The following is an 11,739-nucleotide window of genomic DNA, read 5'->3' as shown; positions in this document are numbered from 1 at the left end:
CTCACACTTTGTTACAATTTTGTAATTTTCTTCCCAGTAACAGACTGGAAATAAATGAAATGTTATATGATGATGATCGATACCCGCATTAACCTGTTAGCCCACGGTCGGCTAAAATGGCTCCGGAGCGGCCTGTTAGGTATGCTGGGTTGCATGGCCGGAGCATGTTTATCGCCCATACATGCACAAACCAAATACAGGATCCAGGCGCTTCCGGCGCCCCCTCAGATAAGTATCCGGGGGTTGAGCGTAGTAAGCGACCAGGTAGTCTGGGCTTCCGGCACCGGCGGTCAGGTGGGAAAAAGTACCGATGGTGGCGCCCATTGGCAGTGGACCCTGGTAAATGGCTGTGATAGCTGCGACTGGCGGTCGTTACATGCCTTTGATGACCATAAAGCCATTGTATTGAATGCCGGCTCTCCTGCACTTGTTTTTATTACGGAAGATGGAGGACGCAACTGGACAGAAGTATTCCGCGATAGTCGCCCGGGAATCTTCTTTGATGCCATACAATTTTATAACAACAAAGAAGGGATGGCTATAGGCGATCCATTAGACAACAAATTTATTGTCATTCGGACACATAATGGCGGACACAGCTGGACCACCGATCCTTCCACAGCCCTGCCAGAAGCCGTTTCCGGCGAAGCGTTGTTTGCTGCCAGCGGAACAAGTCTCGTCACCTTTCCTGACCATACTACTTATTTTGCTACGGGCGGAAGCAAATCACGCTTCTTCATACAGGAAGGAAATAACTGGAAAGCATATACGATTCCGATGGTACAGGGTAGCAGCACAACAGGCACATTTTCAATTGCTTTCTTTGATACAAACAGGGGTATCGCCGTAGGAGGCGACTACCGGAACGATACTGCCCGCAATGGGAACTGTATGCTAACTCACAACGGTGGCCGCAGCTGGGAAGCCCCGGCCGTTGCACCGGGCGGCTACAAATCAGGCGTAGCATGGATCTCGCCTTCCTTACTCATCACAACAGGCACTTCCGGTACGGATATTTCCGAAAACGGCGGACGAACCTGGGTACCAATTGGCCCGGGTTTTAATGTAGTCGCCAAAGCCAAAAAAGGAACAAGGGTATACTTTGCCGGAAAAACACTGGGAGTACTCGTTACGAACTAACAAAATCAGCCACCCGATTGAGGTCCAGGCCAACAAGTCAACAAAAAGGTGCTCCTGGAAAGGCGCACCGGTAAAATAGGTTAAAGCAAAAAGTAATTATACTGATATGAAGTTAATAACTAATTTATTTCCCAGGAAGTATTTTTTGTCAACCTGCGATTTTAAAGGGTAAACGCAGAAATATGAACATCCAACGCAAAAGGTCTGCTCATACTGTAATTTTTTATGTAATTTAAGACCATGGCAACCTATTGCCAGGCATTCAGAAAATGAGATTATGCAAGTTGAAACCTCGTCAAGTAAATACGGCGCCAAACACTACCCTGACGGGATCAGGGAATGGAAAAAAGAAGGAAACTATTTTTGCTTTTATACTACGGAAACCATACTGGAAGTAAGAGTAATTGCCGACAAGATCATCCGTTTCAGATACGCGGCAGACGGCACTTTTCAGAGAGATTTTTCCTACGCCACCAGTGATACCCTGGAAGAGTCGCCCATCTCATTCGGTATCAAGGAATGGGAAGAAACGTTTGAGATTTATACAGATGAACTGAAGATATTCATAGCCCGCGACAATCTTCGCCTGACTATTTCTGATAAAGAAGGTAAAGTGATCAACCAGGATGAAATGGGGTATCACTGGCAACACTATCTGCTGAAAGGCGGAAAAATACAGTATTGCAGCAAACTTATACAGGAAGGCGAATGTTTCTACGGACTGGGCGATAAGCCTACCGAACTGAACCTGCGGGGTAAACGCCTCGAGAACTACGGTACAGATGCCTATGGCTATCAGAAAGATACCGATCCGCTCTATCGCAATATCCCTTTCTATTATGGATTGCACAACGGTGTTGGATACGGCATCTTCTTCGATAATACCTTCCGCACCATCTTCGATTTTGGCAAAGAAAGGGAAGATGTATGCAGTTTCTGGGCAAGAGGCGGTGAAATGAATTACTATTTCATCTATGGTCCGGAACTATTGCAGGTGGCCGAATCCTATACCAGGATCACCGGTACGCCCGAACTTCCGCCATTATGGGCGCTCGGATACCACCAGTGCCGGTGGAGCTACTACCCCGATACACGGGTAAAAGAAGTGGCCCGGGAATTCAGGAAACGTAACATCCCCTGCGACGTAATTTACCTCGACATCGATTATATGGACGGATTCAGGTGCTTCACCTGGAACAAGGAATGGTTCCCCGATCCGATTGGACTGATAAAAGAACTGGCGTCCATCGGGTTTAAGGTAGTGGTAATCATAGATCCCGGTATTAAAGTAGATCCCGACTACAAGGTTTACCAGGACGGGCTTAAAAACAACTACTTCTGTAAGCGCGCCGATGGTGCATTGATGGAAGGCGATGTATGGCCGGGTAAATGCGTATTCCCCGACTATACCAATCCGGCAGTGAGGGAGTGGTGGAGCAGCCTGTTCAAAAGTCTGGCTGAAATAGGTGTACGCGGCGTCTGGAACGATATGAACGAACCCGCGGTGTTTGAAATGGGGTCCTTCCCGGAAGATGTGCGCCACGATTACGACGGAGAAGAGGTGAGTCACCGCAAGGCGCACAACATATACGGTCACCTCATGAGTAAAGCCACTGCAGCAGGTATGAAAAAGTACCTGATGCCTCACCGCTCGTTCCTGATCACCCGCTCGGCTTATGCAGGTGTACAGCGCTGGTCGTCTGTATGGACGGGCGACAACGTTTCCAGCTGGGAACACCTCTGGTTGGCCAGCGTACAATGTCAGCGCCTTTCTGTTTCGGGTATCTCCTTTACCGGTAGTGATATTGGTGGTTTCATCGGCGAGCCTGATGGAGAATTATATACGCGCTGGATACAGCTGGCGGTATTCCATCCGCTGATGCGTACCCACTCGGCCAGCAATGAAACCGGCTTCAACCAGGAGCCCTGGAGCTTCGGCCCCGATTATGAAAAAGTAGTAGCGAAGTTTATTACACTGAGATATAAACTGCAGCCATATCTCTATACCACGTTCTGGCAGTACTCCACCAATGGTACACCAATGCTGCGTCCTCTCGCTTTTGTTGCACAACACGATGAAGCTACACACAACTGCACCCACGAGTTTATGTTCGGCGATGCGTTGCTGCTTAGTCATGTGAGCGAAAAAGGCATGAAAGAAAAGGCTGTTTATCTGCCGGCAGGTAACTGGTACTACTTCTGGAACGACAAACAGTATGCAGGCGCCCAGAAAGTAACGGTGGCTACTCCGCTGGAAGAAATGCCCTTATTTGTAAAAGCTGGCGTAGTGCTTCCTCAATTCCCTGAAATGCAGTTCACACAGGAAAAACCGGTTACTGAAATGTTGCTGCATGTATATTTCGGAGAAGGAGAAGTAAAAAGTGTGTTGTATGAAGATGCCGGTGATCACTATGGATATAAAAACAGTCAGTACAACGTGATCCGCTTCAAACAACGATCCACTGCACAACAGTTCTTCCTGAAAAAACAATGCTATATCAATTACGAAACTGCCTATCAGAACTACCGGATCATCATACATGGCCTGCCGTTCAAACCGGCGTCAATGATCATTGACGGAGAATCAGCCGCGCTGCCGGCCAACATCCAACAAGCCGATAATACCGTGAGTTTCCTGGTACCGCGCGACTTCGAGGAAATTATTCTGAAATAAATTAAACGCTGATCGCCTGCCTCTCCGGGCAGGCGATCGTATTTAATTATTGCCAGCTATATTTATCTTCTCTGAAATCAATTGAAATTTCCGCAATACTATCCAATCAGCTTTCGGCTGTACGCTAACTAATGCTTTTATCGTCAATATTCATTATTGCTATTATTAACAGGCAAACTGGTTTTCCATGATGTTATATCTGTTCTGCAAACGTTGAAAAGTAGCCTCCCGCCGCACCAACCAATACTCCTTCCGGCAATATTTATTATGCCAGCTACTTACTTCCATGGCGCTATATCCGTTCTGTAAACGGTGAAAAGTAATCTCCCCTCACGCAAGTCAATGTTCTTCCCGTTAATATTCACTATGCCAATATTTTTCCTATTCGCGCCTATCCCCATTTCAACAAAACATGCAAGAGAAAATCAATTTCTCATCATTGTGCGGAAAAATCCGGCTTGTTACAACACAGCAACCACCGCTGAAATAAGCTTCAGCAACCATTCCGCCGGTATGCCGGCGCCACAGCGCATTCACCTGATAACTTCGCCCAAATCTTTGCACAACAATGCTACATCATCGATTGATCAACTTAAAACGGACGAAAATTTTTGAAAACCTAATCTTGTAAAACTGATTTATTCATAGAAAAACAGAGAAAAGAAAAGGCACTTCAGATAGAGATCTGGCGCCGGTTTCATAACCTATGCCAACTTTAGAGAAGTCAAAAGTAGAAGCTTAATTCGATTGTTCAAAATATCCCGGCAGCAGAATTGAAGAATGAACAAAATGAACGAAGCATTGATATTGGATTAAGATTATTTTATCGGATATCCGATCTTGAATCAGCACAAACTCAATCACAGCAAGCATTTGAGACAAAAAAAACAATTTAACTTTTATCAATCGATTTCAAAAACTACAGGAATGAAGAATATCACAGACACGCCATTAAAACTTGCACCACCGCTGCTGGTCTGCGAACTACCATTCAAATAGTACGTATAGGTGTTCGAACTGCCGTTGCTGATGTAAATATTATACGTGCCTGCATCTATTGGCCCAAAAGAGTTGTTTCCCGGCGGAACTGTAAAAGAGTAGTAAGAAGCCCCCGACATCGGTAACGTAAAGCTATATGATGTGTTATTGGAGCAATTAACACTAATGCTACGATATCAGTAAGCAACATTCTTTTCAGCCTTCATATGCTGTAAAGAAATAACTGAAAAAAACAAGAGCAGGAGGATGGCATACATCTTGGTTTTTATATCGCGTTTTATTTTGGGTTTAAAAAAATCGCTGATAGAGAGTGCGTTACTAACAACGCTGAAAACTGATCACTGAAATTTGAGATGAATAAACACTGGAAAATTGTCTGCAGTCAACAAAGCGAATGGCCTTCTTAGCATCAAACGGGCACTGTTATCGGATAAGGTTTTCATCATCATCGGCATCCATCCAGCCTTCCACTTATATCAGGTTATCACTGATTGATAAAATCTATTTCGGGCTATTAAACACGGTACCAATAGCCACATATAAGATACAATAAGTTTTTCAAAAACTTCTGAATGCAAAATCCCTAACGTGGTAAATATATATGACAAACTATACAATAGCTTTCATAGCTGGTTGATATACATGCCATTTCACGGAAAGTATATAACAATGCTTAATACCAAACAGACAGGAAAAAGATGGAACTCAAAGCACAAAATACAAGGAAAATAAACACACCTTTAAAGAGGAGCTCTATCTTATCTGAGCTATACTCAATACCGGGTAAGTCATGTGGATGCTCGCTATGGCTGATGATTAGGCTTTTCATACAAACAAATTAAAAGGATTAGCAATAAAAAATTACTGGTGAACTTCGGGTTCTTAAAGTCACATCCTTCTAATGAAATTACATAAAAAAAGCTAAAATGGACAATTCATTTTGTTCATTTTAGCTTTTCAGCTGTTCATTTTTACTGGCCTCTCTTTTTTTGTTTGCCAGCATTCTCATGTGGCAGGTGCATCTGAGGTTTCGGCGGAGCAGGTGCCGCCGTGGTAGTACTGTCTCCTATTTCTTCCGCTGTCACCTGGTCGCCTCGTTTATAATATTCTTTCACCATCTTCCCGGTCTCCTCATCAAACACCTTCCATACTCCGTTACGTACAGCATTTCCAAGTCTGATAATTACGGTAGGTGTTTCCACATTGGTAACAGGATCTATGACCATAATGGTATCTTTTTCCCCGGGTATTTCAGTCGCCAGCCAACTCCCTTCCTCACTAAGCTTTCCATTGGGGAAATAATATTTACAAAGCCCATCCAGCACATTATGCTTATAAGTTTCCTCCGACAACAGCGTGCCAATGGGGGAAGTCTTCTTCCAAACACCTTCTTTCCTGTCGTTCTTATATACCCCTTCCTGGGTATAACCCGGCTCCCCTCTTATCTCCCCCACGGTTTCCACCCAATATCCCTGCTTACGATGCTGTGCATCCCGCTGATTAGTGGCTTTCCCCTGAGCCATTGCACCGGCACCAAGTGCACAGTGTAGTATCATAAAGAGGTACCAATGTTTTTTCATAGATAGTCCTTTTTCACAAGTTAAATATTCCACACATATAATCAGTGATAAAATGAATGCGATGGGGATACAGGTTGACTATTTCCTGAAACAACTACGCTGGTTGCCCTGGCATAACCAGAACAACCAGCGTAATACATTAATACAAAATTATTTATGCAATTTGATATCGCCGAGGTTCACGTCTTTACCAGCCTCTATTTTCACGCCGGTAATGGTGGTGTCTTTAAAGCCATTTGAAGCATTTACAAACACATTCCAGGTACCAACTTTCAAACCACGTACCTTGAATTCTCCGCTTCTCCAGGGCAATGCATACAGCGTATCCTGTTTGTTATCGTAGATAGAAAGCACCGGATAAGCATCCCATGGAGTTACTTTACCGGAAAGACTACCCATCTTGATTACAGTGAATACATTGATGAAAGGTCTGAGAATAAACTGACCATTCCAGTTCCGGATAATAGAGCGGGTTACATCAAAGTCCAGCCACAATTGGAAATTGTTGGTTGTCAGTGCGTCCCATTCTTCGTGACGAACTTTCACAACAATCTTAGACTGGCCGGCAACTGATTTCAGCGGATAAGTAACACCGTTCTTTACCAATGAGTTATTAGTGCCAATGGTGATGCGGATTTGTTCCATGGTACCTTTGTGGACGTTACCACCGGCCAGTAAGGTATCCGCGCCATTACGCAAGGTTAACAGGTCATAAACACCCGGATGTATATCCAGTGAATCCCAAAGCAGGCATTTGTTCTGCCCGGCGGCTTTTCTGTCGTTGTCGTGATCTTCATCCCAGAAACTACGATCTTTGTCTTGCCAGTTGACGTCTTCTAAATCCCCGCAAGTATCTACCAGAACTTCCACTTTACGGATGTCCAGTAATACTTTGTCGAAATAACCGGGATCGTCCGCAAGGTAAAGACTTACTTTTTGCTGGTTAGCCGGAATCGGTGCTGTAGAGGCCGAATTATCCTTTGAACAGGACTCCATTAATGCTATAGCAGACAACGCTACTATCGCTAAACCCAGCCCCGGCTTACGGAGGAAACGTTTCATAAAAATCGGTTTTAGTTGTAATTAATAAAAATATGGACTTAGTGATCAGGTGACCTGGTTGAAAAGTTGACTTGTTAAGTTGACGTATTAAATTAACGCAGTATATCCTCTCGTTATTGCTGCCAGAACTGCCCTTCTATAGATGGCTAATTTTTAACAAAGTTTAACACTCCGGAAGAATTTTTTTTCGACAGATGCTCTCCGGATCTTTTTTATTGATATGGAATCTTTTAGGAAGATGACAATAGCTGCCATTTCCCTTCTACTCAATCTATCAGGCGGGATATTAATTTTATGTTACGGCTTTTTCTTCAATATAGTAGCCGCCAATGGAGGTAAACGCAATGAAAGTGTATGATCTCTTCCGTTATAAATCTGTTTAATTGTCTTAATTACACCCGTATTCAAAACCCCGCTACCATAGTACTTCGGGGCATCACTGTTCAACACCTCTTCCCATTCGCCAGACACTGGTAACCCAACCAGGTAATTCTCACGTACTACGGGTGTCATATTTAGTACGATCAGCAACATATCGTCAACCGCTTTGCCCTTTCGCAAATACGCCAACACACAGTTATCATAATCGTTCACTGTAATCCATTCGAATCCTGCCGGATCAAATTGCAAGTCGTACAATGCACTTGAGTTAAAGTATAGCTGGTTGACGTCTTTCACAAATGATTTCATCCCCTGATGAGTCGGATATTGCATAAGATGCCAATCGAGCTCCGTTTTATAGTTCCACTCCGATGTTTGCCCAAACTCATCTCCCATAAAAAGCAACTTTGTTCCCGGATGCGTATACATATAGCTGTACAGCAGCCGCAGGTTAGCAAACTTCTGCCAATCGTCGCCCGGCATCTTGTATAACATGGGCGATTTGCCATGTACTACTTCATCGTGACTCAATGGCAGCATATAGTTCTCTCCATAGGCATACACCATGCTAAAGGTCAGATCGTTTTGATACCACTTTCTGTGTATAGGATCCTTTTTGAAATAGTCCAATGTATCATTCATCCATCCCATCATCCATTTCATTCCAAAGCCCAAACCTCCCATAAATGTGGGCCTGGACACACCGTAATGAGCAGTAGAATCTTCAGCGATCGTTTGCACGTCAGGAAAAAGCGCGTAAATTGTTTCATTGAGTTTTTTCAGGAAACTAATAGCCTCCAGGTTCTCATTACCTCCGAGTTCATTGGGTTCCCATGCTCCGCGTTCCCGGGAATAATCCAGATGAATCATCGATGCAATGGCGTCCACCCGCAGCCCATCGGCATGAAACCGGTCCAGCCAGAAAACTGCATTACTCAACAGAAAAGACCTTACTTCATTACGTGCATAGTTAAATATATAGCTGTTCCAATCCGGATGATAACCCTTACGCATATCCGCATATTCATACACATGCGATCCGTCGAAACGATACAATCCATGTCCGTCGTACGGAAAATGCGATGGTACCCAATCCAGGATCACGCCAATGCCTGCCAGGTGAAACGCTTCTATCATTTCCATGAAATCCTGCGGCGTACCGTGCCTGGAAGTAGGAGCAAAATATCCGGTGATCTGATATCCCCAGGAACCGTCGAATGGATGCTCCATCACCGGCATCAGCTCTACATGCGTGAATCCCATTTCTTTCACATAAGGCACCAGCATCTCGGCTATCTCCTGGTAAGAATAAACCCGCTCATGATCAGTGGGGTCCGGCCGGCGCCAGGAACCCAGGTGCACTTCATAAACGGTAAACGGACTACTCAGCGAATTATGCGCTTTGCGTCCCATCATCCATTTCTTATCGTCCCATTCATAGTCCAGCGACCATACCTTCGACGCTGTTTTCGGCCTGACTTCCCAATAATTGGCATATGGATCGCCCCGTAGTAACTCCTCTCCGCTGTTGGAACGAATGAAATACTTATACATCTCCCCTGCTTTCACACCTGGTACAAAGCCCTCCCAGATACCCGACTGGTCCCAGCGGGGAAACAGGGTATGGCTGTAATGATCCCACCCATTAAAACCTCCGACCACCGCTACAAACGCAGCATCCGGCGCCCATACGGCAAAATAAGTACCCTCCGCGCCTTCCACTTCCACAGGGTGGGCGCCGAACTTTTCGTATAGGCGATAGTGTGACCCGGCCTGGAACAGTGTGATATCACTGGAGGAAAATAGGGAAAACGGTTCAACAATCTGTTTAGCGTAATTTGTAGCTCCGGTCATAAATAACGTGTGAATTGGGTGTCTGAATTAACAAGATAGTCTAATTTTTGGAAAAGAGAAATACTAGGAAGAATTAGGATTTGAGAATATAGAATTAAGAAATAGCCCGAAGGCCTTAGCGATTGATAATAATTATCTGCTAAGGCCTTCGGGCTATTTCTTAATTCTATATTCTCAAATCCTAATTCTTCCTAGTATTTCTTCTTAAATGGCGGTCTGCCTCCTCCTCCAAAGGATTCGCGTTTTTCACCATTCCAGCTCCTCTTGCGGGGGCCATCTTCCCTACGGGCGCCATAACCACCACCTCCACCTGTGCGAGGGCGGCGATCGCTGTCCTGCGACATTTCAATCCTTACGCTACGGCCATTGTACTCTACTTTCTTGAAAGCTTCTGTTACTTTGCCTACTTCATCGCTCTCCACCTCAAAGAAAGAATAAACACCCTTCAGGTCGATGCGGCCGATCTTATTGCCGCGTATACCGGTGTTGTCGCACAGGTAACGGAGCATATCACCGCGATTGAAATCATCTACAGAACCAAGATTGATAAACAGGCGGGTAAACTTGCCGTCGCTCCTGCGAGGGCCTTTGCTGTCTTCCCCAAATGTACGCCTTTCATCTTTTGCATTCAGATCAGGAGCATCCTGGTAATATTCCAGGAACTGGTTGAATTCGAGAGATGCGAAACGTTTGATCAGCTCTTCCTTAGTCATGGCTGCAAACTCTTCGTTGATGCGATCCATATAGGGTTCGATCTGCTCTTCGTTCACAGACACATTATGTATCTTATGTACCAGGCCAAACAGCTGCTTTTCGCAAACAGCGAAGCCATCTGGTACTTCTGCTTTCACAAATTTCTTCTGGATTACTCTTTCAATCTGGCGGATCTTTCCGATATCCCGGTTACCGATGATAGCGATGGAAGTACCGGATTTACCAGCCCTTCCTGTACGGCCGCTACGGTGGGTGTAGTTTTCTACGTCATCCGGCAGGTCGTAGTTGATAACGTGAGTAACATTATCCACGTCGATACCGCGGGCTGCTACATCCGTAGCAACGAGTACCTGTAACGCACGTTCACGGAAACGTTTCATTACTTTATCACGCTGCTGTTGAGTCAGATCTCCATGAAGGGCATCTGCATTATAACCGTCCTTGATGAGGGATTCTGCGATCTCCTGCGACTCAATTTTGGTACGGGTAAAGATGATACCGAATATTTCAGGGTTGAAATCCACGATACGTTTCAGTGCCGCGTATTTATCCCTGGGGCGTACCACATAATATTCGTGTTCTATATTAACGTTACCGCTGTTTTTTGTACCCACGGTCAGTTCAAACGGATCTTCCATGTATTTTTTGGCGATGCGACGAACTTCCTGTGGCATGGTAGCAGAAAACAGCCAGGTAGTTTTATCTTCCGGTGTATTCGACAGGATATTGTTGATATCTTCCTGGAATCCCATGTTCAGCATCTCATCCGCTTCATCCAGTACTACATAACGTACGTTTTCGAAGTTGATAGCGCCACGGTCGATGATATCGAGCAAACGACCCGGAGTAGCTACTACAATATGTACCCCTCTTTTCAGTTCACGCAGCTGCTGCACAATGCTGGAACCACCATATACAGCAACGATGCTTACATCACCGAGATACTTGCTGAAGTTTTTCAGGTCGTTCGTGATCTGCAGACACAGCTCGCGGGTAGGGCACAATACAAGGCCCTGAGGCTTGGTCAGTTTCAGGTCCAGCTGCTGCAGCAAAGGCAAACCAAACGCTGCAGTCTTACCGGTGCCCGTCTGGGCTAGTCCCACGAAATCGCGGTCACCACTTAACAATACCGGTATTGCCTGTTCCTGGATCGGAGTTGGGGAAACGAAACCCAGGTCCGTAATTCCCTTTAAGATAGGCTCTTGTAAGCCCAGAGATTCAAATGTTGTCATTGATTTTCATTAATCAGGCTCCGTCGGGAGCGAATTTCAGCTGTTAGCCTTTAGTATTCAGCGTTAGTGCTTAGTTGTTTTTCAGGCTGCCTGATGCAGCAAC

General features: G+C 45.1%; 6 protein-coding genes. 2 read left to right on the top strand and 4 right to left on the bottom strand.

The genetic code is table 11. The features are described 5' to 3' along the window. The first annotated feature begins 66 nt into the window (after nucleotides 1-66). Nucleotides 67-1,140 (top strand): oxidoreductase, encoded by a 1,074-nt coding sequence (locus tag UNH61_RS08860; RefSeq protein ID WP_326991726.1) that lies wholly within the window; start codon nucleotides 67-69, stop codon nucleotides 1,138-1,140. A gap of 277 nt (nucleotides 1,141-1,417) precedes the next feature. Continuing rightward, nucleotides 1,418-3,814: a glycoside hydrolase family 31 protein gene (locus UNH61_RS08855; protein WP_326991725.1), complete on the top strand. Its 2,397-nt coding sequence runs from the start codon at nucleotides 1,418-1,420 to the stop codon at nucleotides 3,812-3,814. A gap of 1,970 nt (nucleotides 3,815-5,784) precedes the next feature. Here UNH61_RS08855 and UNH61_RS08850 read toward each other — a convergent pair. From UNH61_RS08850 to UNH61_RS08835, 4 genes are all read right to left on the bottom strand, one after another. Next, on the bottom strand, nucleotides 5,785-6,393 hold the full coding sequence (locus UNH61_RS08850) for a hypothetical protein (protein WP_326991723.1): 609 nt from the start codon (nucleotides 6,391-6,393) through the stop codon (nucleotides 5,785-5,787). Nucleotides 6,394-6,543: 150 nt separating this feature from the next. Then, nucleotides 6,544-7,455: a DUF4382 domain-containing protein gene (locus tag UNH61_RS08845; RefSeq protein WP_326991722.1), complete on the bottom strand. Its 912-nt coding sequence runs from the start codon at nucleotides 7,453-7,455 to the stop codon at nucleotides 6,544-6,546. A 297-nt stretch (nucleotides 7,456-7,752) separates the two neighbouring features. Next, entirely contained in the window at nucleotides 7,753-9,690 is a 1,938-nt protein-coding gene (glgB, locus tag UNH61_RS08840) for a 1,4-alpha-glucan branching protein GlgB (protein ID WP_326991721.1), read from the bottom strand. 191 nt (nucleotides 9,691-9,881) lie between these two features. Next, nucleotides 9,882-11,636 carry a DEAD/DEAH box helicase gene (locus UNH61_RS08835; RefSeq protein ID WP_326991720.1) on the bottom strand — a complete coding sequence of 585 codons (1,755 nt, stop codon included), beginning with the start codon at nucleotides 11,634-11,636 and terminating at the stop codon, nucleotides 9,882-9,884. Nucleotides 11,637-11,739 lie beyond the last annotated feature (103 nt).

The sequence above is a fragment of the Chitinophaga sp. 180180018-3 genome (assembly GCF_037893185.1).
Taxonomy (GTDB): domain Bacteria; phylum Bacteroidota; class Bacteroidia; order Chitinophagales; family Chitinophagaceae; genus Chitinophaga.
This window is presented reverse-complemented; position numbering and strand designations above follow the sequence as displayed.

Bases quoted from the DNA above. Each gene is read 5' to 3' on its own strand.
- UNH61_RS08860 (WP_326991726.1), top strand. From the start codon at position 67: ATGATGATGATCGATACCCGCATTAACCTGTTAGCCCACGGTCGGCTA.
- UNH61_RS08855 (WP_326991725.1), top strand. From the start codon at position 1,418: ATGCAAGTTGAAACCTCGTCAAGTAAATACGGCGCCAAACACTACCCT.
- UNH61_RS08850 (WP_326991723.1), bottom strand. From the start codon at position 6,393: ATGAAAAAACATTGGTACCTCTTTATGATACTACACTGTGCACTTGGT.
- UNH61_RS08845 (WP_326991722.1), bottom strand. From the start codon at position 7,455: ATGAAACGTTTCCTCCGTAAGCCGGGGCTGGGTTTAGCGATAGTAGCG.
- glgB (WP_326991721.1), bottom strand. From the start codon at position 9,690: ATGACCGGAGCTACAAATTACGCTAAACAGATTGTTGAACCGTTTTCC.
- UNH61_RS08835 (WP_326991720.1), bottom strand. From the start codon at position 11,636: ATGACAACATTTGAATCTCTGGGCTTACAAGAGCCTATCTTAAAGGGA.